Raw genomic sequence first — 25,457 nt, 5'->3', positions numbered from 1 at the left:
AGTATTTATGTCCGGAAAATACTTTTCACATCATCAAAAAATGATCAGAATCTTATCAATTTCCTTAAATAGGAAAGGTCAGATATCACGAACACAATTTACAGCTAACAGCTTTTAAATAAAGTGTTATATTTGTGTGTTTTATGTGAGACCTGACCTTTATGAATCAATTTTTTGACTGTAACGCTTTAATATCTTTAATAATTTGTTCATATGGGGGATTTTCCACTCCATTATAGTCCTTCATGACAACACCATTTTGGTCAATTAAATAAAAAGAAGTACCATGGATGACTTGATCATTGTTTTTAGGCTTTTGAACAATAGTTTTAAAACTTTTTCTTGCAAATTCTTCTATCTCCTGCTGTGAATAACCTGTTAGAAAATCCCAATTATCAAATGAGATAGAATAAGGTGCTGTGAACTCCTTGATTTTTTCAGGAGTATCATTCTCAGGATCTACACTAAAGGATATAATCCTAGCGTTTACCCCTTCATTATTCATCCTCTTTTGCAATTCACTCATATGAGCTGTCATTGGAGGACATACTGTTTCACAATTTGTAAAGATAAAATTTGTTACCCATACTGTCCCCTTAAGCTCATCCAATGAAACAGACTCATTTTCCAGATTCAAATAACTAAATGATTGTACTTCATAATTTAATGGATCTTTAATTGGAGATTGATTTCCGCACGCAGTTAAAACCAATAAGAAAGAACCTATTATGAAAACTAAGAAATTCTTTTGTTTGGACATGTATGTCTTCACCCTGCTTTCTCTTTAACAAAAAGATTTTACCAAAATTGTCTAGAAAGTTAAAGTTAAATAGTGTGAAGATTTTATGACCTGCCTATTACCTTTTTACTTGTTTAAAAGTATAATAAATATCTTCTAAAAAAAATGCTCGATTAAATTTACTTGCTATTAAGTGAGTAGGATAATCAGCAAGCTCTTTAAAAGGTCTAAAGTCGCCTATACTCTGACCGCGTGCATCATCACTCTCTGTACTAACTTTGACTGGTTTTTCAAGAAACTCAAAGTGATGACTATTTGCTACAGCCCAAATTGTTAACAAATCATGTAAGGGCCCTCCGGTAATAGAAGGATCCCTTTTTTGATACCATTTTGTATAGTATTCGATCATGGGCTTTAACAACATCCCTGCTCGATCACCATTTCTTTTAAAATGTTTATCTAAATCATCAATAAAATTGTCAGGAATTATTGCATAACTCGTAACGTTTAGAGGAAAAATTTTAGATTTCTGTGCTTTGCTTAAAACTAAATTCGCTGCAAAGTGATCACTATAAAAATTTGCTTCTGCAATAGGTGTAGCATTTCCAGGGTACAGAAATGCTCCCCCCATAATAAAAAACTCTTTAACTTGTGCGAGAAGAGTGGGGTAGAGGACAACTGCAGTGGCTAGGGAAGTTAATCTCCCAACACTGACAATCACGATCTCATCAGGATACGATTCGATAACAGAAACAATTTCATGAAAGTTTTCCAATTCAGGAATTGGTTCTGTTAAATCAGGCGTAATTGGCCCTAGACCATATTCTCCATGGATCTCAGGAAAATAAGTCGGTTCCTCACCTGTTAACGGCCTTACAGCACCTCCGATAATGGGGATATTTTCTAAACCTGTTATTTCTCTTAAATGTCTAGCCGTTATTGTAGCATTTTCTTTAGAGATGTTTCCATAATCCACTACAATCCCTACTATATCTATTTCATTACTATAATAAGCAAATAATAGTGCAACAATATCATCAATTCCAAAGTCTCCAAAAAACAACACTTTTTTACCGATTTTAAACACCCCCTCAAGTATTAGCCGTATGTAAAATAAACTGATACAGTGATTAGGACGGCATTATTACATGACTTATGATATTTCTATGAATATTAATTCTTTTGAGTGCCTATCCTTCGGAGATGTTTTTCATCTAATGCCAGGTATATCCCTCATGAAAAAAGCGACTTCATATTGATCGTTCAAATAGCTTGAAGGATCATACAAAATCGCCATTTCTTTATTTATTCAGCATAGAACATAAACCCGACTGCCCCTCTACCTGTATGGGTAGAAATGATTGGGGTTGTAAAAGATATATCCACTATACTGTTCGGACTATTTTCAGTTACAGCTTTCTTTAAATTGTTCGCAAATTCAAAGGCGTCTGCATGAGCAATCCCTACTGCTTTAACAGTTTTCCCCTTTACGTCATCAGCAAATTGCTTCGCTAAATATTTTACAGCCTGTGAATGATTTCTTACTTTTCCGACAGGGGTATAGACACCGTCTTGTAATTTAGCCATCGGCTTTATGTTAAGAAGAGATCCTATAAGCGCTTTTCCTCGACCTATTCGACCACCTTTTACAAGGTTCTCAAGTGTGTCTACACATACATATAATTTGGTGCTTTTCCGAATCTCTTCAATTCTATTTAGAATTTCTTCCTTTGTTGAACCATTTTGAGCCATTTTTGCCGATTCAATGACTTGAAAACCTAATGCTTTTGAAATAAACATAGAATCAATCACTGTTACATCAGAAGAAGACATTTGGGCTGCTGCTTCAGCTGATTGTACTGTTCCGCTTAACCCCTTTGTCATATGAATAGATATAATAGAACTTCCATCTTTCCCCAACTCATCGTATATGTTTAAAAATTCGCCAACAGGTGGCTGCGAGCTTTTTGGCAGCTCTTTGGATTGACTCATCAATTCAATAAACACATCTGGTGTAAGATCAACACCATCAATATAATTTTTAGAATCTATTGTAATCGATAACGGTACAATCGTCACTTTGTATTCTTCTAATAATTCTTTGCTAACGTCAATTGTTGAATCTGTTACAATTTTTATTTTGGTCAAACCATCACATCCCTAGAAATACTATCTTTAATTATACAGTCAATTACATCATAATCAATGATTAGTATATTGGAATAGGAAAGGGAGCCATTCCAATTTATGGCTCCCTTTCTTCTAAGCATTGTTTTTTAGAACATTGCTACCAAATATCGCCTCATAATCAGGCCATTTTAGTAGTTTTTTCAAATAATCTTTAAAAGAATAAATAGTCTTTGGATTTCTTTGTGCATGGATTAATGTTATAAGTTTTTGTAAACGGATTTGAAGCATGAAACAGTATTTGTTATCTTCCTCCAATACTGGAATATCAGTAATTTTTACCTTCTGTCCACTCATTAACTTGAACTCTAGGCTTTTGAATAACAAGTTATCAATCCTCTTTTTTACCCGTTTCCTTTATTATAACCCAATCCAATAGAGAAGTCTGTCTAAATTTGTCTAAGATAAAGTTTTTTAGGGTGTATAAATGTTAGATAAGTAAATGAAAAAGATTGCTATCTTTATTAACTTCTGTAAAGAAAAATCCTTTTTTCTTCATTCGTTGAAGAAGTGGTTCATAATCTTCTTTTTGTTTTAGTTCAATTCCTACTAACGCTGGGCCTTTATCTTTATTGTTTTTCTTTGTGTATTCAAAACGATTAATATCATCATTTGGACCTAAAACTTCATCAAGAAATTCTCGAAGTGCACCTGCACGTTGTGGGAAATTAACAATAAAATAATGCTGTAACCCTTCATACATCATTGAACGCTCTTTAATTTCCTGCATTCTTCCAATATCATTATTTCCGCCACTAACAACACATACAACATTTTTCCCTTTAATTTGATCCCGTAAGAAGTCAAGCGCAGAAATGGACAAAGCACCTGCAGGTTCTGCAACAATGGCATTTTCATTATATAGCTCTAAAATGGTTGTACAAATTTTTCCTTCAGGGACCAATAGCACTTCTTCCACAACATCATTGCAAATTAAAAACGTTTTGTCTCCAACTTTCTTGACTGCTGCACCGTCTACAAATTTATCTATTTTATCAAGGGACACTACTTTATTTTCAACTCTTGATTGATATAAAGCTGGGGCACCTTCTGGTTCAACACCAATAATTTTCGTTGACGGTGATATCGAATTAAAATATGTTCCTATACCTGAAATAAGTCCGCCGCCGCCAACGCTTGCAACAACATAATCGATTTCAACATCGGCATCGTTTAAGATCTCAACTGCAACAGTTCCCTGACCAGCAATGACCTCAGTATCATCAAATGGATGAATAAATGTACGTTTTTCTTGTTCACTGCAAGCAACAGCATTTTGATACGCATCATCAAACGTATCTCCGGTTAAGATAATCTCGACAAATTCTTTTCCGAATAATTCAACCTGTGAAACCTTTTGTCTTGGAGTTGTAGAGGGCATAAAAATTTTACCATGAATTTTCAATTGTCTACACGAATATGCCACACCTTGTGCATGGTTCCCTGCACTCGCACAAACAATGCCATTTACAGTAGCATCAGGATCTAGCTGCTTAATCTTATTAAACGCTCCACGGATTTTAAAAGAACGAACTACTTGCAAATCCTCACGCTTTAAGTATACGTTACATTGATATTTTTCAGAGAGTTGTTCATTTTTTTGTAACGGTGTATGTGTCACAACATCCTTTAGGAGATGATGTGCTTTTAAAATATCTTCTACATAAACATTGTGCAAATCATTGATAGCTTGTTTCATTGTCACGGTCCTTTCAACTGCTTGTTAATTTGAAATTATATCATGAATATTCAAAATTTAAAGGAAATATTATAAAAATTAACATTTTTTTAAGAAATACTTGTTAGATAAGACATTAATATTTACACACCAAACGCTTTAGAGGTGTTAAAATTATACATAACGCTGATGTTTTTAATTATAGCATACTGATAAGTTATGTATTTTATATGATCAAGTGATATAATAGATAAATTAACTGATTGATTTTATGCGGTTTTTGCAATCTAAGTTGGCTATATAACTAGTATCGTGAATGGTTGATTGCAGCAAGAGGATGATCGTTTTCTGTATGAATAGCGGTGAGCTTCCTCAGGAATCTCTTACTTTACGTCAATCATCTTAAACAGTTTTGCTTTAAAAAATCTAGTTATTCTAAATGACATTATTATAAGTTGAAAGGAGCAAGAAATGGCAAATACACATACCTTTTCAAAAGGGGAAGAAATTGCAAATTCAATTACACATGGTATCGGTGGGTTACTAAGCATTGCGGGATTGGTGATATTAATTGTTTTTGCTTCTTTACACGGAACAGCTTGGCATGTTGTAAGCTTTACCTTGTTCGGAGCTACAATGGTTCTATTATATACAGCATCTACCCTTGTTCACAGTTTTCCTGAAGGCAAAGCGAAAGATTTCTTTGAGGTTTTAGACCATTCGGCAATTTACTTTTTTATCGCCGGAACATACACTCCATTCCTTTTTATTGCGGTAAAAGGTTGGGTCGGCTGGACATTATTTGGGATTGTTTGGGGACTCGCAATAGGCGGAACAATTTTCAAATCATTTTTTGTGAAAAAATTCCTTTTCTTCTCAACAATCATGTACGTCATTATGGGATGGTTAATCGTTTTTGCTTGGAATCATATCATCTCAAATGTGCCATTAAACGGTGTCATCCTTCTCGTTATTGGAGGAGTTTTATACACAATTGGAGCTATATTTTATGTGTGGCGTGGTTTCAAATACCATCATGCAGTATGGCACCTATTTGTCCTTGCAGGAACTGTTCTGCACTACTTTTCTGTTTTACTCTATCTTTTACCTTAATAAAGCAAGTAATCAAAAAGCAGGACAAAACCAGATTCACTGGCTTGTCCTGCTTTTTTGTTTTTGTTGGTTAAAAAGAATGGCTTAGTGTTGAATGACCAACATTGTTCAAAATTATTTTTCCACTTTATTGATCTTTTCATAAACAACAAATTGATAATCATAAGGATTTTTCTCGTCCTTAATCCCCTTTTCAACGGAAACCTTCTTCCATTCAGTTTCATTTATATTAGGAAAATAAGTATCGCCCTCAAACACATGATCAATTTTAGTAATGTATAGACGATCACTTACCGGTAATATTTCTTTGAAGATCTCCGCTCCACCGATCACGAATAATTCCTCATCCGAATGAGTAGACATTCCAATGATCTCATCAATAGAATGCAAAATCGTACACCCTTCTTGAGTATATGTTTTATCCCTTGTTAAAATAATATTTTCGCGTCCCGGAAGAGGTCTTCCAATTGATTCGAATGTTTTTCTTCCCATAATAATTTTGTGATTCATTGTTACTTTTTTAAAATAGGCTAAATCTTGAGGAATATGCCATGGCAATTGATTGTCTTTTCCGATTAGTCGATGTTGATCCATTGCAACAATTAACGAAATCAAACACTAACAACTCCTTTTATGTGAGGATGGGGATCATAACCTTCAATTGAAAAATCTTCAAATGTAAAATCAAAAATCGATGTTACATCACGGTTGATTGTTAATGTTGGCAATGAGCGTGGTTCTCTTTGTAATTGTTCTTTCACCTGTTCAATATGATTGGTATAAATGTGCACATCTCCAAAGGTATGCACAAATTCTCCTACCTCTAAATTGGTTGCTTTAGCCATTATATGAACTAACAATGCATAAGAAGCAATGTTAAAAGGGACTCCTAGAAATACGTCAGCGGAGCGTTGATATAACTGACAAGAAAGCTTTCCTTCAGCAACGTAAAACTGAAAAAAGCAATGACAAGGAGGTAATGCCATATTGTCTACATCTGCAACATTCCAAGCAGAAACAATTAGCCTTCTTGAATCAGGATTGTTTTTAATTTGTTCTACTACATTTGTAATTTGATCAATCGTAGAACCATCACGTGCAGGCCATGCTCTCCACTGATGTCCGTAAACAGGCCCTAACTCACCGTTTTCATCAGCCCATTCATTCCATATTCTTACGCCATTTTCTTGTAAATACTTTACGTTCGTATCACCTTTTAAAAACCATAATAGCTCATGGATGATTGATTTAGTATGAAGCTTTTTTGTTGTGATAAGCGGGAATCCATCTTGGAGATTGAATCTCATTTGATATCCGAATGTACTAATAGTCCCCGTACCTGTACGGTCTTCTTTTTTTACACCATTTTCAAGAACATGCTTACATAAATCTAAGTACTGCTTCATTTTTACACTTCCCTTACTTGTAATCCTTCGTATATTTTACCATTTAATATTGGGAATTCACATATAATTTGTTTTGCTGTTCATACGCCTTATTTTCTAATGACTGAATATATTTAAAAGTTAAAGGAGCGATTTCGCTAAGGACATCCTTACTATTTTTATCATAGTAATACATGGCAAAAGCTTCTGCGAAATATTCTTCAGGAAACTGTAGGAAGTAGTTATTGAAAGGAAAGAGGAAGTCTACCTCTTGCTTCCAAATATTAATAAACACCGGATCAAAACGCACATAATGAAAGACATAACGATCAATTGCATGGGCAAATTCATGTAGCTCTAAACAGATTGAACCATGCCCTTTGCCAAATTCACTATGTCCAATTTTTGCATAAACAACACGATCTTCACTCATTCCTGGAACAACATCCCAGTTTGGATCATTTTCCCCATAGCCTCTTGGTTTTATATTTTTTAAGCCTTTTAATCCATTTATATTTGTTAAGGAACCTGTAAATAATTTAACTTGTATACTTTCCTCCGCTGCTAGCAATAAGATATCATCATCTACTTTTTGAATATTTTTTATCATCTTGATCGCTTCTTTTTCCGGGAAGTCAGAATTTGGCAATAATATCAATTCTTTTACAACAGGTTTCGTGAGTGTAAACTTTGTTGTCTTAAATTGATAGGTGGAAAGAGGCCTCCCTTCCGGGAAAGCTTTGGCAAGATGATAAAAAGGAATACAAATAAGGAAGATGAATAGAAGAAAAATTGCCTTTCTCATGTTGTACTTCCTCTCTTTTGATAAATAAACATTTGTGGAATACATATATATTTTTTCGAGGTAATATTAGGAGCCTATATTTTATACGAATATCATTATATTAAAATATTAACATATCTCACTTAATTCATCTAGAATGTATTGATATACGAATACTATTTGTTAAGGAACAAATAAAAAGAGCATGCATCATGTGCATACTCTTTACTTTAGTCAATCTATTAATGAAAGCTCATCCAATTTGGAGGAGTATTTTTATCCCAGTAAATACTACCTAAGTCTTTATGTGACTGAAAAGAATCATGGTAAGTATGGTAATGGAAATTAAACCAGTAACCTTCTAAAGGTCGATTTTCTCTGCGAACATGAAATCGTAATAAATCTTCCCCTGTTTGAGAATGATAAATGTGAAATATTTTTTCTCCAGTTCCACCAGAAGGTTTTGATATTTCAATATGCTGAAAAAGTTCATCATCTTCAACATTTAAATAATATGTAATCACTTCTTCCATTTTAGGAAAGATTACTTGTTTAAATTCATCTTCAATAACATTTCCAATTTTATCTCCAAATTTCACAAAAGACTTTTGCTCTGCTTCCAAGAGAATATTAGACAAAAGCTCATCATTTGTGAGCGCTTTCTCTTCTTTAACATCTAAATGTGTTTCAGCTATTTGTTTCGTATCCTCACTCGAGATGGTAGAATTTGAAACAGAATCTTCTGTCGGTTTATCCTGAACTGCTGCTAATGAAGCAGGTGGTGTAACAAGACCAAATGTTGCAATTGAAAAGAGAATAACAAGAGATTTACGTAACCATTTGTTCATAGCAGGGCTCCTCCAACATTAAGAATATATGAATATCTTATCATAGAGTGATATGTTAAGATATAACAATTTCATGACAAATTTCCAAAAAAATCTGTGTTTAAAATATTACAACATCTCCTTTTAATGTCGTAAGAAAACGTTTAAAATAATGGATACAGGTAAATAGTAAAGAATAATCAATAGGAGGATCTAAAATGAGCTACGATACATTGTTCGTCATACTTTCGTTTATTACACTTGCATATTTTATTTATGTAGAAATTACAGATTAATACATAGGAATAGGGTGCCCTTTATGAAAGAGCACCCTTTCTTTTAAGACCTTTTTGATTTTTTTCGTGCAGAATCTACCTGACGACCATTGGTTTCATTTGCTGTTGTTCCTTGCCCTTCTACGTTTGGAGAGCTAAGACCTGCTCTTGATGGGTCAACTTTTCTTTTTGCCAAATGAATACACCTCCACTGTCTTATCATCTGCTATTAGGATAATTCTATAACTCCATAATGGAATTTTGCCGATTTACGAATTTTCACTTTAAACTGAAATTGCTCAAACCTTGTACTTTTCCAGTGATCTTTTAAAACAACTCTTTTTTTGGCCACACGTTTTGCCTCAGTTATTGTTTCAACTAGTAATGGCGAATAGTTAGCAATGTTTTTTAAAGGTGTAATTCCAGTAGAGCCTTCAATCGTTTCCTCGAACATTGGATCAAAATATACGACATCAAATGAATGATCCTCACAGCTTTTAAGGTATGCTAAATGATCTTGATGAAGTACAACAACTCGTCTCATAGCCTCGTCAATTAACGTCGATCCTGTTTCCCATTGTTTAAGGCCATTATGAACGAGATAAGACATAATCTTACTTCCTTCAATTCCCATTACTAATCCTTGTTTTCCTACTATATAACTCCCGACGATACTGTCAGATCCTAGCCCTAATGTGCAGTCTAAAAGCTTATCAGCAGGTTGTAAATTGCACGCCTCACAAAAGGGATCTCCCTCACCTTTCATTAATCTTTTAATCCTGAACACAGCTGAATTAGGATGAAAAAACAATGGACTATCTTCATTTAAAAAGTGTAATTCTAACCGATTCTTTCCCACTACAATGACATGATCCAAAACTTCCTTTTTTATGTCGGCTACAGATCTTTTGTTCCGCTTATAAAAAGAAGTATCAAGTACATCAGCAATATGCCTTGCATATTGCGTTAGCTTGTCATCAGGTCTTCCAGACGTTGTTACAATCATTATGTATATCTCCTATATTATCTATAATAAAAAGGATGCAAGAGCATCCTTTTAGCAGTATTTTTCAAATGAACTTTCTAAGTTTTGCATTATTGCCTCGATGGAATTCCCCTCAATTTCATGACGTGGAATAAAGTGGACGACTTTTCCTTCTTTCAATAGGGCCATTGATGGTGAAGATGGCTCATAGCCCTCAAAATATTCCCGCATCTTTGCTGTTGCTTCTTTATCCTGTCCTGCGAATACTGTAACAAGCTTATTAGGCTTTTTTTCAGCATTAAGGACAGCTTGAGTAGCTGCAGGTCTTGCTAGGCCAGCTGCACACCCGCAAACAGAATTTACAACAACAAGAACAGTTCCATTCTCTTCTTTCATAAATTGCTTTACTTCTTCCTCAGTTGTCAATTCCTCAAACCCGGCATTTGTTAATTCTGCTCGCATAGGTTTAACCATTTGTCTCATATATTCTTCGTATGCCATTGACATAAATTAATCCCTCCAAATCCTTTACATGTATTTTAAGAATACTATAGCGCTTTTTTCATTGCAAATACGAACATAATAGAACAACCAACCACTCATAATGGTTGGTTGTTCTATTAAATTTACCCTTTTCGACTTTCTGTCATCTGCTTCCAAACTGACCCTTTAGCTTCTTCTCCGCCTTCAATACGCTCTATTGCCATTTTGATCTGCATGCTAACTTCAAACTCAGGATCATTTTCAGCTTCTTTTAATGCTGGCAGTGCCTTTTGATCCCCTACTTCGTAAAGAAACATGGCTGCTCTCCATCTAACTAATTTATTTTTGTCTTTTAAAGCATTCATCATTTCTTCCATTGCTGCAGGATCACCAATGTCTGAAAGACAATCCCCTGCTGTCCTTCTTACCGTAACCGTTTTATCTTTTAAGGCTTTATATAGCAATGGTAGAACAGTTGGCTTTTCAATCATTCCTAAATAAACAGTAGCAAGCCTTCTTATTGAAGCTTTTTCATCGTTTAATGCTTTTTCTAAAACAGGGATATCCTCTTCTGTAGGATCCATTTGATCTAAATGAGCGAATCTTTCAGTCCAATCATCACTGTCTAACATCTCAAGCGTTACTTTATATGATTTGCGAGGTTGTATTTTTGTCTTTTCTTTATTTTCTGCCGAAGCTTTAACTAAATTTTCAAGACGTTTCTCAGAATAAGCAGCATTTATTTCATCTACAACCTCTTTCCCAATATCCTCGAGGTCACCATATCGAACACCATGTTCTTTCCATTGGCGATCTAAAACAACATTTTCTTTTGATTTTTGAGCGGTAAAGACAGCTTCCTTAAATCGATCGGGTAATCCGAAACGTTGCTCTGTCATTCCATCTGTCAATTTGACTTGCATTGGAATTTGATTAAACATTTGGATAAATACTTTCACCTCACCAAATGCTTCTTCGTTATTTTCATTACCTGCTGCACCTTCAGTCAATTCTTCTCCAAAAGCTTGGCGAACTTGTGCTAACAAATCTTTCCAATCATATTTTGCATTTCTTTCAACCGCGAGAAAATCGGCAACATGATAAACGCCTTTAACCCCTTCTATTGCAAGAATATCTCTTATGATTTGCGGTGCCTCATCCGCTGAATCTTTTTTATAATTATTGCTTTTTCCAGAAGGAAGCTCCTCTGATAAAAGAACCTTCATTGTATTCGGACTTGGAGTAGGTTCAATAGACTTTATCTTCATTTTGGGCACTCCTTTATTATTTTCGTAATGATATTGTAACATAGCCTTGTTCACACATGCTATTCATAGGATTTTAACTTGTCAACTCAAAAAAGAAGGGAAGCTTGGTTGGCATATATTTTGTCAACGATAGTATTTTTTAGGGATATCATCCATTTTCTTACACTTGTTTATTAATTTTCAAATGTTAGGGGAGAGTTGAATGTCTTTATCAAGCACTGCAAAGGAAGCAATTGTCATTTCATCTGTTGCTGCAGGAGTAATATTTAGCGGAACTTCTCTTGTGAAAGCTGGAGAAATCTTTGATTATCATTCTATTTCTACATCACCGATTGTTAAATCCCATACTTTTAGATATGGGCATACAGGTCATACTGTTACTAAATTACAAGAAAAATTGGCGAAGCTGATGTTATATCAAGGAAGCATTGATGGGATTTTTGGAAAAAAGACAGAAAATGCGGTTAAACAGTTTCAACAATTACATCATTTAAAAGTAGACGGAGTGATTGATGAAAAAACCTTCTCAAAGCTAGTAGCAGTTACCCCTGCAATCACCCTAAAATTCGGCGATCAAAATAAACAAATTACATCCTTTCAAACAAAGCTCAAAGCTCTAAACTATTACAAAGGTTCATTAGATGGAATTTTTGGTCCTCTAACGTTAGCAGCAGTTAAAGAATATCAAAAGATAAACAATCTTGAAGTTACAGGAAAATTGGATGCTTCTACACAACTTCACATTTCAACCAACCGAAATAAAAAAGGGAAAACGTTACAATCAGTTAAAGTAAAAACTGTTCATAATACAAAGGTACAAAACTCAGTGACATCTATCGCGAAATCATTTGTTGGAACCAATTATGTCTGGGGAGGAACGACTCCTGCTGGCTTTGACTGTAGTGGATTTATTCAATATGTGTTTAATCAGGCTAATGTCTTGATCCCTAGAACTGTTAATGAAATGTGGAACTTTGCTAAGCCCGTTCAAAAAGTAGGCATTGGTGATATTGTTTTTTTTGAAACTTATAAACCAGGCCCATCACACGCTGGAATTTATTTAGGGAACGGAGAGTTTGTTCACACTAGTTCTTCGAAAGGGGTCACGATTAGTCTCCTCTCCGATCCATATTGGCAGGATCGATATCTTGGAGCTAAAAAAATACCTTCATATTAATTTTTTTGAAGGAGCAAGCATTATATACCTTTTCTTGTTCCTTCATTCTCAAAACTAGCATCCCACTCAGCATAAAACTGTTTTAAATATTTTTGTAGAAACACATGTCTTTCCTTAGCTAAATGTATTGCTGTTTCAGTATTCATCAAGTCTAATATCCTGAGTAACTTATCATAAAAATGCTGAATAGCATTGGTTGTATGTTTCTTTTCTGGATCATAAATGATATGACCTTGAGAACCTGCATAGGAAAATGTTCTAGCAATTCCGATTGCCCCTATTGCATCGAGCCGATCTGCATCTTGAACAATTCTCCCTTCAAGGCTTAATTCATCCGAATTGACTTTCTTTCTGAAGCTAATCGAATCGATGATCGTTAATATTTTAACTCTATCATCTTTTTCAACATGATACTTCTTTAATAAATCATCAACATCATAGAGATCTATTTTAATCGTATCTTTCAGTTTGTCATCTATTAAATCATGAAGCAGGGCAGCTAATTCGACAATAAAGAGATTTGCTTTTTCTTTTTCAGCTATATGTATTGCAAGCTTTCTTACTCTTTCAATATGCCATTTATCATGACCAGTTCCCTCGTGTTCTAACTGTTTATATACATAACACTTGATGTTTTCAATAATACTTTTTCGATTCATTTCGATCGTTGCCTTTCCTTTTAATATCATAGCTTAAAGATGAAGAACGTTTGACTAGCTGAGGTTCATATAATATTTTATCAAACTCAAAGGAGCAAAACAGATGAAGGGCAGGAATCATCAAACAATGATTGGGCAGGCATGGATAGGACGGCATGTAATTTTATTACATTGTTTCGAAAATAATACATTTCACCAAATGTATCCAAGTTTTCATGCCCCTACTGAACCACCAAGAGAAAACTGTGCTGAAACATTGTCCCAGCTTATTAGTATCGGCTATAGCATTCACCACATTACAGCACTTCCGGGAAATCAAATTCAATACCTTTTAGTGCTCTAGTTAAAAACGTGTTTGTAAAGGACAGTCTTGATTTTTCATCCAATAAGTATGCCTCAAAAGGACTGTCCTTTAAGTACATACAACTATTTATTTTTGATTTAGCAATTTCTCGATATGTGGCGTTATTTGTTTAGGATTTGTATTCGGTGAAAACCGTTCAACAGGGTGACCATTTGAATCAATTAAAAACTTTGTGAAATTCCATTTAATTGCTTTACTTCCTAAGAGTCCTGGCGTTTCAATCGATAAATAAGTAAAGAGCGGATGAGCATTTTCTCCATTCACATCGATTTTTGAAAACAAAGGAAAGGTCACACCATAATTAATTTCACAAAAACGTTCAATTTCATTATGGTTGCCAGGTTCTTGACCCATAAACTGATTACAAGGAAATCCAAGTACCGCAAATCCTTGCTCTTTAAATTCTTCATATAACTCCTGAAGTTGTTTGTACTGTGGAGTAAAACCACATTTGCTTGCTGTGTTTACGATTAATAAAACTTTATTCTTATATTCTTTGAGAATCTTTTTCTCCCCTTTAATTGTTTCTACTTCAAAATCATAAATACTCATACGATCACCAGCCTTTTATTTCAGGATTTTTTTGATGGTAAACCAAGTAAAGCAATTGCATGATCTACGATTTTTACTAATTCCTCTAAATCATCCTCACCAAAAGAAGTTTGAAATTCCACCTGATATTTGTGATGATAGATATAAGAGGTAGCAGTAAGTTCTTTTGTTAAGAACAATGTAACAGGGTGATCACCCCAACTTTTTTTCAATTTTTTATATAAAATTTCATCATATTCCTTCGAATTTTGCGTTTCCAAAAAAAAGAGTTTTACAATACAACCTGGTTTTAGTAATGTTTGAAGAAGTTCACCAGACAATTCATGATGTGGCATTTCAATCTGAAGCTTAGCCATTCTTCTTTTTTTCTTAATTCCTTTAAAAGAGATAGAGTATTTTCGAGACATCGTTGCTAAATCGATAATGTCACTGCGATCTGTTACAGATATCTGATGATCCATATCCATTTCATAAATATATCCTTCAATAACAACCTTTAAATTATCGAATACCGTTGGATCGAACATTATTCCTCCCAATGATGACAAAAGTTAAATTTTTTCACTCTTTTTTTCAATATTAAGATTACTTTACCATACTTTATACTTATTAAATAACTCAGAATAACATTTATTTACGTTATAATTAATAATTATCTAATAAAATGGTTATTTATTGAAATATATAAATTGAATTATTTTTCTAAACTTTCTATAATAAAGAATCAGTGACTGTCTGGTTCTTTATTGTATAGTCAAAAAGTTCAACTATGTTTTCGGGGGTGTATGTTAATGCCAATTAATATTCCAAGTCATTTACCAGCAAAAGAAATTCTTGAAAAAGAAAATATTTTCATAATGGATGAAAAACGAGCCTACTCTCAGGATATACGTCCTCTAAATATTATTATTTTGAACATTATGCCTGAAAAAGAAAAAACCGAAACTCAATTATTACGGTTATTAGGAAATTCACCTTTACAACTAAATATTACCTTCTTACGTCCTGAGACTCACACATCAAAAACAACAGCTATTGAACATTTAAAAGAATTTTATACTACGTTCCGACACATCAAGCATAAACGATTTGATGGAATGATTATTACTGGAGCACCTATTGAACATTTGGAATTTGATGAAGTATCCTATTGGCCGGAAATGCAAACAATTATGGATTGGACCAAAACAAATGTTACCTCAACTCTTCATATTTGTTGGGGGGCACAAGCAGGACTTTACCATCATTATGGCGTAAATAAATATAAATTGGAAAAAAAATGCTTTGGTATTTTCGAGCATGAAGTTGTAGATCCAACTGTAAAGTTGTTAAGAGGTTTCGATGATTTGTACTATGTTCCACACTCAAGACATACGGATGTATTAAAAGAGGAAATTGAACAAATTCCTGAGTTACAGATCCTTTCCTATTCAGAAAAAGCCGGGGTATGCTTAGTTATGTCAAAAGATGAAAAGCAAATCTTTTTAACAGGACATCCTGAATATGAATTAACTTCACTTCAGGATGAATATGAGCGGGACTTAGCTAAAGGGATAGAAATTGATATTCCAGAAAATTATTTCCGCAACAACAATCCTAAAAATAGACCGATCCAATGTTGGAGATCACATGCAAATCTTCTTTTTGTGAACTGGCTCAATTATTATGTTTACCAAGAAACACCTTATAATTGGGACTAAAACGTTTCTAAGTAAAGGTTTTTAAGGAGTTTGTTTTAAATTTCAATATTTTTACAATAACAACTTTACATCTTAAGAAATACTTAATAATTGCTTTATAAAATAGTAACATTTATATGGTAATCTTTAAGACAAATTCAGTTCATATTTTCATATCCATCGAATATGAACTGTTTTTAATGTGTATTGATCTGTTTCTGATTAGATTGAGGTGAAAATGTTGAATCCAAATTCAAAGGTGTTAATTTTAACTGCAAAATATGGAAATGGCCATGTTCAAGTTGCCAAAACGTTAGAAGAAAAATGTAAGGAGCTTGGATTTAAAAAAGTTATTGTATGTAATCTGTATTCTGAATCATTTCCAGTGTTTTCTGAAATTACTCAATATTTATATTTAAAGAGTTTCTCAATTGGGAAACAATTCTATCGTCTATTTTATTACGGGGTCGACAAAATTTATAATAAGCGAATGATGAACCTTTATTTTAAAATGGGACATAAACGATTGCACCAAATCGTAACAAGTGAACAACCTGATATGATTATCAATACCTTTCCAATGATTGTCGTCCCGGAATATAGAAGAAAAACAGGAACTGTTATCCCGACATTTAATGTGTTAACAGACTTTTGCTTACACAGAATATGGGTTCATGAAAATATTGATAAATACTACGTTGCTACAAATCATGTAAAAGAAAAATTATTACAACTGGGAATTCATCCAAATCGTATAAAGGTAACAGGAATTCCAATTCGCAAACAATTTGAAATGAAAATGGATTTAAACCCCATTTATCATAAATATGATTTAGATCCCTCCAAGAAAACGCTGCTAATTATGGCAGGAGCTCATGGTGTTTTAAAGAATGTAAAAGAATTATGCCAAGCCTTCTTATCAAAAAATAAGCAATTACAAATTGTAGTCGTATGCGGGAATAATCAGCTACTTAAAGAATCACTAGATTCTTTAGGTAAAAACTATCCACAACAATTTAAGGTTTTAAATTATGTAGAACGTGTTGATGAGCTTTATCGAATTGCTTCATGTATGATAACCAAACCGGGTGGGATTACATTAACAGAAGCAACTGCAATTGGAGTCCCGGTTGTCCTTTTTAAACCCGTTCCTGGTCAAGAGAAAGAAAATGCTCATTTTTTCGAAAACAATCAATCTGCAATTATTATTAATCAAATAGAAGATATATGCGATGAAGTTCATAACCTTTTAATAGATGACCAAAAACTTCTAAACATGAAAAGCAATATAAAGAAATTAAATATACCTCATTCAGCTGACATTATTGTGAATGATATGATCAAAGAATCTGCTTATATTAGAGATAAACATGTAATGGCAGGCTCCGTTAACTATTAGAATAAGATTGTGCAGGAAATCTCCGCTTTTTGTCATAGGGAGGCTTGATAGGCTCCCTTCACCCTTGTTGATAAGCCAAATATTTTATATAGACTTAATTTTCATAAATGGATGAATGGGTTTATCAAAAACCTTGGGGGCAAAACATGGATACAAGTACACATATTACCATGGGATTTGGAATAGCAGGTCTCGCTTATTTAGACCCAAATGTAGCAACTAATCCAGAGCTAGCATCAGCGGTTATGGTAGGAACTGTCATCGGTTCCAATGCACCTGATTTTGATTATGGAATCAAAATCCTAAAAGGGAATGGCATGTATACCGAGCACCACAGAGGAATCTCCCACTCTCTTCCAGCCATCCTTATGTGGTCTATATTGATCTCATTTATCATATTCATTCTATTTCGTCCGATCCCTTTTTTACCGTTGCTTTTTTGGACTTTTTTAGCCGTTATAATCCATGTGTTATTTGACATTTTTAATGCGTACGGCACTCAAGCTGGCCGTCCTTTCACAAAGAGATGGTTATCTTTGAATTTTATCCCATTATTCGATCCATTTATCATTCTTGTTCATTTGATAGGCTTTACATGTTGGCTCTTTCAATATTCGCCTGGTCATGTATTTTTAATTGGTTACCTTGCAATTGCAATTTATCTTATGATACGTTATCTGGTCTCCCGCCGTATAAAAACGATCATTGCAAATAGTTCTGAATTAATTACTACCTGTTCAATCATCCCTACAATCTCCCTGTGGAAATGGGACTTTGTTATTGAGACAGATCATTCTTATAAAACGGGTCGTGTCAAAAAACAAACAATTACTTGGAAGCACAATTTTAAAAAACATGATCCATCATGCCCTTATATTCAGTCATCACTAAAGGATCGTAATGTAAAACACTTTCTTGCTAACTCCAAGCACGTTCATGCCTTATATGTCTTACAGCCATACGGATATGAAGTTCGTTGGATTGATCTCCGTTTTAGACATAATAACCACTATCCTTATATGGCTATTGTCATGTTAAATAAGGAACTAAAAATTGTTTCATCCTTTTCTGGGTGGGTATATCACTCAAAAAACTCTCATAAAAAACTCATCCCATCACAGAACAGAAAAGTAGAACTGGAAAGATAAAGAAATTTTCCATCGAAGAGTAAGTTAAAAACCGCATCGACATCATTAATCTTCTTACTCTGTTTATAAACTTCTCTCCTTGATGCATATATTTTTTTCCTAGGAAAAAAATATACATGCAATCAATTGGTTTTATTGTCAAGGAGGAATTAATATGACAAAAAAAGTGAACAAAGGAAGTCGTAATCAAAACTCACCAAAAAACGGAGCAAATCAAATGGAGTTTGCAGAGGAACATCTAGCGGGTGACAATAGTAAAGGAAATAAACGAAATAAAGACCAAAGAGATAAAACGAGAGAAAAATAGCACATGATAAATTCAAAAAAAGAGCAGACATTAAAAATGTCGCTCTTTTTTTGTTTATTCTCCTAAACCTTCAGTTGTGATTGCTCTTTCCACAGCTTCTAATGCTGCTGTTTCGTCACTTCCACTTGCCGAAATTTTCACTTGCGTTCCTTTAGAAATACCAAGTGACATTACACCCATAATAGATTTTAGATTCACTGTACGACCATTTGCTTCTAAGTTTACATCTGCAGTGAATGAATTAACTGCATTTACTAGAGCAGTTGCTGGTCTTGCGTGAAGTCCTGCTTCACTTGTAATTGTAAAAGTCTTTTCTACCATTATTTGGTTCCCCCTTCAAGATAGCCAATGCAGCTTTAAAAGTTAATGAGACAGATCAATATGTAAAATCCATCTTAGGTGCAGCTAAATATAAGCTACATATCGTAATACCATTATTATAAACTTTTTTTCAAAAAAGGGAACTAGTTTTACTTTAACTTATTGTCTGATTTTCATTTATTTTATATACTTTTTGTCTAGATATAGCATATTGTACGTGTAATGTATACGTATCTGTATTCATTCGTTCGACGACAAAATAATCTTCATCCCCTTGAATTAATATAACAGAAGATTTTTTTAAACAATCAAGACTACCAGTTAACTGTGAAATTAAACTACATATTTCATTAAATTTTATGTGATCTATCCTCCGGTGACACGTTACAAAAATATCGATATCATCTGCCTGAATTCTTCTCACAGAGACCACCCCTCCCAGTTGTAGCCATTATATGCTTGTACATATGAATCTATAATAAATCATTTAAACAAAAGTTTCAGAAAGTTATGTTAAAATATGCTACTTTACCTTGACGTATATCTTTAGATTAGTGTATAGTGAAATTATCATTAAGATGAGTATATATTGGTTACAACCTACGATTTCACAACATGTCTAGACCTTACATATCCTATTCTTAATTGATAAAATTTTTTTTAGCACCACCTGTGCTACAGTATTAGGAGGATTAAGTACTATGCAAAACGGTAAAGTAAAATGGTTCAATAATGAAAAAGGTTTCGGATTCATCGAAGTTGAAGGTGGAGACGATGTATTCGTACACTTCACAGCTATTCAAGGTGAAGGTTACAAATCATTAGAAGAAGGTCAAGAGGTTTCTTTTGAAATCGTTGAAGGTAACCGTGGACCACAAGCTGCTAACGTTACAAAGTTATAATCACAAGTTTATATCTGTGATTTAACCATAAACAAACTTATACAAAAAGAGGTTGGAATGTTTCCACCTCTTTTTTTTCTATTTTTATAATGACTTTTGACTAATCATTATATACTCAATTGCTTTTACATTTTGCTTTATGCATTTTTCAATACGTGAAACTTCGTGATGATTGAACACATTTGCATTGTTCGCTATAAAGACCAATTTATCAATATCTTTATATATTTCCTGAAATGCTTCTTTAATTGATGAATCTAATGGAGCATTTGACAAGACCTTTCACCCTCCCCTAATGTTAATAATCGACAATTCCTAGTAAAAATGTTTTATAAACGTTCTATTTTTTTACAAAATTTTAATCTATTTTCATTTTAACACGACAATTTAAATTGTGATATAAAAAAATGGAATGTTTTTTTTAACGAATATTTTATGATAAGAAACAAAAACTATCTTTGGAGGTGGTTAAAATGGACCAAATCAATCACACAGGTTTAATTAGTGGAATGAATGAAATCGCACAATTAGAAGCATCTGTAAAAGCGGCACAAAAAATGGTTGGAGCAGCAACTATGCAAATGGATCCGGAAGCAATTAAAAATGCTGAGAATGCAATCAATGATGCAAAAGACCTAATGAATCGAACTGCAGAAACTGGATTTGACCAGGACTTTCTAACACAACAACAGCAACTGCTTGAACAATGTCAGCATCAATTATCAGAAGCTAAGCAATAAATAAAGAAACTATAAGAAAGCAATTTCACAGTACTTAAAAAAAATCCGCATTGGCGGATTTTTTTAGATTAATTTTTTACCAACATTCTTTATCTTTTCCCCGACTGTACAGCTTTTTATACAAAAAGTATGTGCATATGTTTTACCATACTCTTCTCTAAAATGCTTTTTTAATAAGCAATTTGAGCAGTATGTGTCAATTATTTCACTTAATTCTTGTAAAGTTTGTTTTTTACTCATCTACCTCAACGCCTTCATCCATTGTCATTTTGCTTTTAATTTCAATACCTTCTAACGCTTGGGTTGCTAGTTTATCTGCCTCAGTATTTTCCTTTCTTGACACAGGTTCATATTTGGGAGTAATTTTTAGCTTTTTTAATTTATCCTCGATTCGATCAAGCCAAATATTGAACTCTGGTTCATAACAAGGCCATTCCCCGGATAGTTGGTTTAAAACCACTTGGGAATCACCTCTAAATACTATCTTTTGTCTTGTTATGCCATAATCTTCAAGAACTTTAACTAAGTAATCAAATGCTGCATACTCGGCCTCATTATTAGACTCAATTTCATCTGCTCTTTCATTCATTCTTATTCTATGACGGTTTCCACTTTGAGTATAATAAATCACCGCACCAAAGCCGGCTAGCTTAGTATTTTTATGAAATCCTCCATCAAAATATGCTACAACATCATGTGGCTCATCTTTTACAATATCTTTTAATTTCTTCAACTCTTTAAGATTCCATGTCTGACCGTCCTCCGAAGTAAAAGAGAGATCCTTGGCTCTTCCGGTTTGTAGCATATCTTCAGAAATAATAATTGTTTCTTTTAATGTAAGATAATCAGAAGTTAATTCAGTTTGATGCTTATTTTTTGTCTGATATATCCATTCGATTCGATATTTCAACTACGTTCACTCCTGAACATGAATTTTAATTTATTATGAAAAAATCATTTTTTTCTAAGAATTCGGTAATCCAAAAGTAAATCTTTATATTAACTAATGTAATCAATATGCTATAATCATATTCGATTTATCACAATGATTAAGCAATAATAAAATTATTATTTATATCATGCAGACCAATGGTACCTATTTTACCATCGATTTCTATTTAATTAAAGATTAAAGACGAGGAGGAAATTTGTTGATAGAAGTATATGTTGACGGGGCAAGTGCCGGTGATCCTGGTCGTTCTGGTGCTGGGGTTTTTATTAAAGGACATGGAAAAGCAGAACAGTTTTCAATTCCATTAGGATTGATGACAAATCATGAGGCAGAATATCATGCTGTGATTAAAGGAATGGAAATTTGTATTCAAAATGAATATAAAGTTGTTTCCTTTCGAACAGATTCACAATTAGTGGATCGAGCAGTAGAAAAACAGTTTGTGAAAAACAGCCAATATTCACCACTGTTGGAGAAAATCCTTGAGTTATCTAAACAGTTTGACTTATTCTTCTTAAAATGGATACCTAGCAAAGAAAACAAAGTTGCAGATCAACTTGCAAGAAATGCTATACTTAACCAATAATTCAAGATAATTGAGAGCGTGACTAAAATGAAAAAAATGTTTGCAGATGGAAGTTTATTATTTGTTGCTTTTATTTGGGGAGCGACCTTTGTTGTTGTACAAAATGCGATTCAATTTTTACCACCAAATTTATTTAATGGAATTCGATTCCTGCTGGCAGCCATTATCCTTTCTTTGTTTGTTTTGAAAAGTGGGAGATCGTTTTTTTCGACCGAGTTGATCAAAGCAGGGATTTTTTTAGGTTTCTTTTTATTTATTGGCTATTCGTTTCAAACAGTGGGTCTTATTTATACTACATCTTCTAAGGCTGGATTTATTACTGGATTAAGTGTAATGATTGTTCCTATCCTTGCCATCTTCTTTTTAAAAGAGCAAGCAAAGCTCATTGTCTTTATTGGAGCAAGCATCGGAACTGTTGGACTTTATTTTTTAACATTAGCAGGTTTATCACAAATAAATTTTGGAGACCTACTTGTTTTTATATGTGCAATTGGCTTCGCGTTTCACATTGTGTTTACGAGTAAATTCACTGACCAACACCCAGCATTGCCCTTAACGATTATTCAATTATTCACAGTGTCTTTCCTGAGCTTCCTTAGTTCTTTTTTAATTGAGAAGCCAACAATTTCAATTAACCAAATATTACATCAAGACGTCATTTTTGCGTTGTTTATCACATCAATCTTTGCAACTGCACTTGCCTTTTATATTCAAACAAAATTTCAACAGTTTACGTCAGCTGCAAGAGTTGCAATCATTTTTGCAATGGAACCGGTTTTTGCTGCATTAACAGCGTATTTTGTTTTAGAGGAACGACTGTCAATTTACGGATTCATCGGATGCTGCTTCATTTTTATGGCCATGATTATGACCGAACTTCCTAAGGTTTTTCCTTTCAAACAAAATATAAAACAAACACATAGTATGTAAAAATTGAAATGCGAGATGGGATGAAATAAAGAACATTATTTTCATCTCATCTTTATTAAATAGAATATCGTTTAGGGTATCATATTAAATTTAAAGATTTTATATGAAGTAATGCTTGTTTTCGATTAACAATTTTCTCCGCTTTAAAATTCTCTAAAAGTGATATAAAAAAAGAACCATCAAATTCCTTTTGAATTTTTAATGTCAATTCTATGGCAATAATAACGACTTCATCTACTGTATCTGTATACTGTTGACCAAATTCGATAAATCCGTTTGCATCCTCCCCTAATACAAATCCTTTACCAATTAAGTAATCAACATACTCTCTAACCGACCGAAACATATTTTGATTCATCCTTTGTTAATGTTGTACTAATTCGATCTTATCTAAAAATGTCGACAAATTCTATCTTTTTTCATCATTCTTTTCGATTTATTTCCACTCTTTCCTTCATTTCTCACATTTATTTATTCGTATTTTTTAGGTAGTAGGTCATAATATAATTGGAGGTGCGATCATATGAGTAGTGAAAAAAGAGGAAATAATCGAGGTAGAAAAGCTCCAAGTGTCAATCCACAAGGTCTAGCAGCTGATACAGAATTCTCAATGGAGCCTAAAAGTAAACTAGAAAATGCTGCAAAGAAAAAGAATACAAAATAATTGTTCATATGTAACAGAAAACATGAATGGAGGATGATCTTTCTTCCATTCATGTTTTAAATGATATCGATAAACTTTAGATTGCTTCTTCTTGTATAACCATTAAATTTTTAAGCATAGACTGGACTCCTCGTAATTCGTGTTCTTTTATGATGGAAAGAGCTTTTTCTTCATCTATAAATAAAAGCGAATCGTCTAATAAACACTCTAATGGAGCTTGACAATTAATTTCAGCTAATTTTCTTGAAAGATGTAGCATGTCTAAATCATTTTCAATTTTAGTCTTTTGCCCTTTTGTAAGCTCTGAAAGGCTTTTAAGTAATTCGTCTATCGATCTATATTGTGAAATAAGCTTATAAGCTGTCTTTTCACCAATTCCCTTAACACCAGGATAGTTATCACTTGAATCTCCCATTAATGCTTTTACATCAATGAGCATGCGTGGCTCAATTGCAAATTCTTCAACATATAATTCCTTTGTGTAATGCTTATAATTACCTATTCCTTTTTGTAAAATTAATACATCCACTTGATCATTTAATAATTGAAGAATATCCTTATCCCCTGTAATAATTGATATTTTCATATCTTTTTCAAATTTCTTCGTTAATGTTCCAATACAATCGTCAGCTTCATAGCCTTCTATCCCGATATTTTTAATGTTGAGTGCTTCCACAACTTCTTTGGCTAAATCAAACTGCGGCTGTAGTTCAATCGGGGCCTCAGGCCTATTCGCTTTATAATCGGTAAATAAATCATTACGATATGTTTTACTCCCCATGTCCCAACAGCAAACTACATGTGTTGGTTTTGTATATTCAATAACAGCAAATAAATGTTTTAATAAACCATTTACTGCGTTTGTCGGAGTTCCTTTACTATTAATCATAAATTGACCATAAACAGATGTTGAAAAGAACGAACGGAAAAGCAATGCCATCCCATCTACTATTAATAAATGCTGATCTTTTTTCATTTTTAACCCTCACAATCGGTCCTTTAGTTATTACCTATCATTAACCAAAGGCTAGTATAACATAAATCGCCGGAGGTTGTACTTGGTACTTCGAGTAAATTCTATTTTTGCTTAGACAAAAAACCTGTAGAGAAACAATCTCTACAGGTTTTTATTGATTAGTCTTTATTTTTACTACTTAATTTTAATGCCTCATGTTGTGCATATGAAGCAAATTCAGTATTAAAATCATTTTTTTTCTTTTTATTATTGTTACGCTGTGCATTTGCATTACCTAATTTTGTACGTCCCATAATATCCTCACCTTTCCTTAATTCAGAAAAACATTTATAGTTTTGCACAGAGATGCTTTTTGAATCCGAAAAGGGTCTTGGTAA

36 protein-coding genes are annotated in these 25,457 nt (G+C 33.4%); 12 read left to right on the top strand and 24 right to left on the bottom strand.

Annotation, left to right across the window (positions count from 1 at the left end):
- Positions 1–166: 166 nt before the first annotated feature.
- The 5 genes from AC4GZ8_RS00950 to ilvA form a co-directional block, all read right to left on the bottom strand.
- Positions 167–760, bottom strand: coding sequence for an SCO family protein (locus tag AC4GZ8_RS00950; RefSeq protein WP_491079929.1), 594 nt, complete (start codon positions 758–760; stop codon positions 167–169).
- Between the two features lie 97 nt (positions 761–857).
- Positions 858–1,826, bottom strand: a complete 969-nt coding sequence (locus AC4GZ8_RS00945) for a nucleoside hydrolase (protein WP_491079928.1) — start codon at positions 1,824–1,826, stop codon at positions 858–860.
- Positions 1,827–2,044: 218 nt separating this feature from the next.
- Complete coding sequence (locus tag AC4GZ8_RS00940) at positions 2,045–2,887, bottom strand: DegV family protein (RefSeq protein ID WP_491079927.1); 843 nt, start codon at positions 2,885–2,887, stop codon at positions 2,045–2,047.
- A 114-nt stretch (positions 2,888–3,001) separates the two neighbouring features.
- Positions 3,002–3,253, bottom strand: a complete 252-nt coding sequence (locus tag AC4GZ8_RS00935; RefSeq protein ID WP_491079926.1) for a DUF2535 family protein — start codon at positions 3,251–3,253, stop codon at positions 3,002–3,004.
- A gap of 103 nt (positions 3,254–3,356) precedes the next feature.
- A complete protein-coding gene (gene ilvA / locus AC4GZ8_RS00930) occupies positions 3,357–4,625 on the bottom strand; it encodes a threonine ammonia-lyase IlvA (protein ID WP_491079925.1) in 1,269 nt (422 codons plus the stop codon).
- A gap of 450 nt (positions 4,626–5,075) precedes the next feature.
- On the opposite strand from ilvA, the gene trhA reads away from it, so the two are divergent.
- Complete coding sequence (gene trhA / locus AC4GZ8_RS00925) at positions 5,076–5,717, top strand: PAQR family membrane homeostasis protein TrhA (RefSeq protein ID WP_491079924.1); 642 nt, start codon at positions 5,076–5,078, stop codon at positions 5,715–5,717.
- Between the two features lie 114 nt (positions 5,718–5,831).
- On the opposite strand, the gene AC4GZ8_RS00920 is transcribed toward trhA, so the two are convergent.
- The 8 genes from AC4GZ8_RS00920 to AC4GZ8_RS00885 all read right to left on the bottom strand — a co-directional run bounded on the left by AC4GZ8_RS00920 (position 5,832) and on the right by AC4GZ8_RS00885 (position 11,724).
- Positions 5,832–6,332, bottom strand: a complete 501-nt coding sequence (locus tag AC4GZ8_RS00920; protein WP_491079923.1) for a dihydrofolate reductase — start codon at positions 6,330–6,332, stop codon at positions 5,832–5,834.
- On the bottom strand, positions 6,329–7,123 hold the full coding sequence (locus AC4GZ8_RS00915; protein WP_491079922.1) for a thymidylate synthase: 795 nt from the start codon (positions 7,121–7,123) through the stop codon (positions 6,329–6,331). The genes AC4GZ8_RS00920 and AC4GZ8_RS00915 overlap by 4 nt, the downstream gene beginning before the upstream one ends.
- A gap of 43 nt (positions 7,124–7,166) precedes the next feature.
- Positions 7,167–7,907, bottom strand: coding sequence for an anthrax toxin lethal factor-related metalloendopeptidase (locus tag AC4GZ8_RS00910; RefSeq protein WP_491079921.1), 741 nt, complete (start codon positions 7,905–7,907; stop codon positions 7,167–7,169).
- 221 nt (positions 7,908–8,128) lie between these two features.
- A complete protein-coding gene (locus AC4GZ8_RS00905) occupies positions 8,129–8,734 on the bottom strand; it encodes a YpjP family protein (RefSeq protein ID WP_491079920.1) in 606 nt (201 codons plus the stop codon).
- Positions 8,735–9,052: 318 nt separating this feature from the next.
- Positions 9,053–9,184, bottom strand: coding sequence for a YuzL family protein (locus tag AC4GZ8_RS00900; protein WP_491079919.1), 132 nt, complete (start codon positions 9,182–9,184; stop codon positions 9,053–9,055).
- 33 nt (positions 9,185–9,217) lie between these two features.
- Positions 9,218–9,994 carry a class I SAM-dependent methyltransferase gene (locus AC4GZ8_RS00895; RefSeq protein WP_491079918.1) on the bottom strand — a complete coding sequence of 259 codons (777 nt, stop codon included), beginning with the start codon at positions 9,992–9,994 and terminating at the stop codon, positions 9,218–9,220.
- Between the two features lie 51 nt (positions 9,995–10,045).
- Complete coding sequence (locus AC4GZ8_RS00890) at positions 10,046–10,480, bottom strand: BrxA/BrxB family bacilliredoxin (RefSeq protein ID WP_491079917.1); 435 nt, start codon at positions 10,478–10,480, stop codon at positions 10,046–10,048.
- Between the two features lie 119 nt (positions 10,481–10,599).
- On the bottom strand, positions 10,600–11,724 hold the full coding sequence (locus AC4GZ8_RS00885; protein WP_491079916.1) for a conserved virulence factor C family protein: 1,125 nt from the start codon (positions 11,722–11,724) through the stop codon (positions 10,600–10,602).
- 202 nt (positions 11,725–11,926) lie between these two features.
- Between AC4GZ8_RS00885 and AC4GZ8_RS00880 the strand changes: the two genes are divergently transcribed.
- Complete coding sequence (locus AC4GZ8_RS00880) at positions 11,927–12,901, top strand: C40 family peptidase (protein ID WP_491079915.1); 975 nt, start codon at positions 11,927–11,929, stop codon at positions 12,899–12,901.
- 20 nt (positions 12,902–12,921) lie between these two features.
- On the opposite strand, the gene AC4GZ8_RS00875 is transcribed toward AC4GZ8_RS00880, so the two are convergent.
- Complete coding sequence (locus AC4GZ8_RS00875; protein ID WP_491079914.1) at positions 12,922–13,560, bottom strand: HD domain-containing protein; 639 nt, start codon at positions 13,558–13,560, stop codon at positions 12,922–12,924.
- Between the two features lie 103 nt (positions 13,561–13,663).
- On the opposite strand from AC4GZ8_RS00875, the gene AC4GZ8_RS00870 reads away from it, so the two are divergent.
- Positions 13,664–13,903, top strand: a complete 240-nt coding sequence (locus AC4GZ8_RS00870; protein WP_491079913.1) for a hypothetical protein — start codon at positions 13,664–13,666, stop codon at positions 13,901–13,903.
- Between the two features lie 87 nt (positions 13,904–13,990).
- On the opposite strand, the gene AC4GZ8_RS00865 is transcribed toward AC4GZ8_RS00870, so the two are convergent.
- Both AC4GZ8_RS00865 and AC4GZ8_RS00860 read right to left on the bottom strand, forming a co-directional pair.
- Positions 13,991–14,476: a glutathione peroxidase gene (locus AC4GZ8_RS00865; protein ID WP_491079912.1), complete on the bottom strand. Its 486-nt coding sequence runs from the start codon at positions 14,474–14,476 to the stop codon at positions 13,991–13,993.
- 20 nt (positions 14,477–14,496) lie between these two features.
- Positions 14,497–15,003 carry a hypothetical protein gene (locus AC4GZ8_RS00860; RefSeq protein ID WP_491079911.1) on the bottom strand — a complete coding sequence of 169 codons (507 nt, stop codon included), beginning with the start codon at positions 15,001–15,003 and terminating at the stop codon, positions 14,497–14,499.
- Between the two features lie 264 nt (positions 15,004–15,267).
- On the opposite strand from AC4GZ8_RS00860, the gene metA reads away from it, so the two are divergent.
- From metA to AC4GZ8_RS00840, 4 genes are all read left to right on the top strand, one after another.
- Positions 15,268–16,176 (top strand): homoserine O-acetyltransferase MetA, encoded by a 909-nt coding sequence (metA, locus tag AC4GZ8_RS00855; RefSeq protein WP_491079910.1) that lies wholly within the window; start codon positions 15,268–15,270, stop codon positions 16,174–16,176.
- A gap of 220 nt (positions 16,177–16,396) precedes the next feature.
- A complete protein-coding gene (locus AC4GZ8_RS00850) occupies positions 16,397–17,554 on the top strand; it encodes a diglucosyl diacylglycerol synthase (protein WP_491080394.1) in 1,158 nt (385 codons plus the stop codon).
- A 146-nt stretch (positions 17,555–17,700) separates the two neighbouring features.
- Entirely contained in the window at positions 17,701–18,702 is a 1,002-nt protein-coding gene (locus tag AC4GZ8_RS00845; RefSeq protein ID WP_491079909.1) for a metal-dependent hydrolase, read from the top strand.
- A 154-nt stretch (positions 18,703–18,856) separates the two neighbouring features.
- Positions 18,857–19,009 (top strand): hypothetical protein, encoded by a 153-nt coding sequence (locus AC4GZ8_RS00840; RefSeq protein WP_491079908.1) that lies wholly within the window; start codon positions 18,857–18,859, stop codon positions 19,007–19,009.
- A gap of 54 nt (positions 19,010–19,063) precedes the next feature.
- Here AC4GZ8_RS00840 and AC4GZ8_RS00835 read toward each other — a convergent pair whose 3' ends face one another.
- Both AC4GZ8_RS00835 and AC4GZ8_RS00830 read right to left on the bottom strand, forming a co-directional pair.
- Positions 19,064–19,330: a phosphocarrier protein HPr gene (locus AC4GZ8_RS00835; RefSeq protein ID WP_491079907.1), complete on the bottom strand. Its 267-nt coding sequence runs from the start codon at positions 19,328–19,330 to the stop codon at positions 19,064–19,066.
- Positions 19,331–19,484: 154 nt separating this feature from the next.
- Positions 19,485–19,754, bottom strand: coding sequence for a hypothetical protein (locus AC4GZ8_RS00830; protein WP_491079906.1), 270 nt, complete (start codon positions 19,752–19,754; stop codon positions 19,485–19,487).
- A gap of 277 nt (positions 19,755–20,031) precedes the next feature.
- Here AC4GZ8_RS00830 and cspD point away from each other — a divergent pair, with 277 nt between their 5' ends.
- Entirely contained in the window at positions 20,032–20,232 is a 201-nt protein-coding gene (cspD, locus tag AC4GZ8_RS00825; protein ID WP_026562601.1) for a cold-shock protein CspD, read from the top strand.
- An 84-nt stretch (positions 20,233–20,316) separates the two neighbouring features.
- Here the strand turns inward: cspD and AC4GZ8_RS00820 are convergent, their stop codons facing one another.
- Positions 20,317–20,508, bottom strand: coding sequence for a hypothetical protein (locus tag AC4GZ8_RS00820; RefSeq protein WP_491079905.1), 192 nt, complete (start codon positions 20,506–20,508; stop codon positions 20,317–20,319).
- A gap of 197 nt (positions 20,509–20,705) precedes the next feature.
- Here AC4GZ8_RS00820 and AC4GZ8_RS00815 point away from each other — a divergent pair, with 197 nt between their 5' ends.
- Complete coding sequence (locus tag AC4GZ8_RS00815; RefSeq protein ID WP_491079904.1) at positions 20,706–20,972, top strand: DUF2564 family protein; 267 nt, start codon at positions 20,706–20,708, stop codon at positions 20,970–20,972.
- Between the two features lie 63 nt (positions 20,973–21,035).
- Here AC4GZ8_RS00815 and AC4GZ8_RS00810 read toward each other — a convergent pair whose 3' ends face one another.
- Together AC4GZ8_RS00810 and AC4GZ8_RS00805 are read right to left on the bottom strand one after the other, a co-directional pair.
- Positions 21,036–21,212, bottom strand: coding sequence for a zinc-finger domain-containing protein (locus tag AC4GZ8_RS00810; RefSeq protein ID WP_491079903.1), 177 nt, complete (start codon positions 21,210–21,212; stop codon positions 21,036–21,038).
- Complete coding sequence (locus AC4GZ8_RS00805) at positions 21,205–21,882, bottom strand: ribonuclease H family protein (RefSeq protein WP_491079902.1); 678 nt, start codon at positions 21,880–21,882, stop codon at positions 21,205–21,207. The genes AC4GZ8_RS00810 and AC4GZ8_RS00805 overlap by 8 nt, the downstream gene beginning before the upstream one ends.
- 241 nt (positions 21,883–22,123) lie before the next feature.
- On the opposite strand from AC4GZ8_RS00805, the gene AC4GZ8_RS00800 reads away from it, so the two are divergent.
- Both AC4GZ8_RS00800 and AC4GZ8_RS00795 read left to right on the top strand, forming a co-directional pair.
- Entirely contained in the window at positions 22,124–22,510 is a 387-nt protein-coding gene (locus AC4GZ8_RS00800) for a reverse transcriptase-like protein (RefSeq protein ID WP_491079901.1), read from the top strand.
- A 27-nt stretch (positions 22,511–22,537) separates the two neighbouring features.
- On the top strand, positions 22,538–23,440 hold the full coding sequence (locus tag AC4GZ8_RS00795) for a DMT family transporter (RefSeq protein WP_491079900.1): 903 nt from the start codon (positions 22,538–22,540) through the stop codon (positions 23,438–23,440).
- 79 nt (positions 23,441–23,519) lie between these two features.
- On the opposite strand, the gene AC4GZ8_RS00790 is transcribed toward AC4GZ8_RS00795, so the two are convergent.
- A complete protein-coding gene (locus tag AC4GZ8_RS00790) occupies positions 23,520–23,786 on the bottom strand; it encodes a DUF6123 family protein (protein WP_491079899.1) in 267 nt (88 codons plus the stop codon).
- Between the two features lie 177 nt (positions 23,787–23,963).
- Between AC4GZ8_RS00790 and sspL the strand changes: the two genes are divergently transcribed.
- Positions 23,964–24,104: a small, acid-soluble spore protein L gene (gene sspL / locus AC4GZ8_RS00785; protein WP_491079898.1), complete on the top strand. Its 141-nt coding sequence runs from the start codon at positions 23,964–23,966 to the stop codon at positions 24,102–24,104.
- Between the two features lie 76 nt (positions 24,105–24,180).
- Here the strand turns inward: sspL and AC4GZ8_RS00780 are convergent, their stop codons facing one another.
- Both AC4GZ8_RS00780 and AC4GZ8_RS00775 read right to left on the bottom strand, forming a co-directional pair.
- Positions 24,181–25,080 carry a 5'-3' exonuclease gene (locus AC4GZ8_RS00780; RefSeq protein ID WP_491079897.1) on the bottom strand — a complete coding sequence of 300 codons (900 nt, stop codon included), beginning with the start codon at positions 25,078–25,080 and terminating at the stop codon, positions 24,181–24,183.
- Between the two features lie 158 nt (positions 25,081–25,238).
- Positions 25,239–25,373, bottom strand: a complete 135-nt coding sequence (locus tag AC4GZ8_RS00775) for a hypothetical protein (protein ID WP_491079896.1) — start codon at positions 25,371–25,373, stop codon at positions 25,239–25,241.
- Positions 25,374–25,457 lie beyond the last annotated feature (84 nt).

Source organism: Metabacillus sp. RB-C-LZQ-3-1, assembly GCF_058315175.1.
Note: the sequence above shows the minus strand (reverse complement) of the source record. Positions and strands in the feature narration are given on the sequence as shown.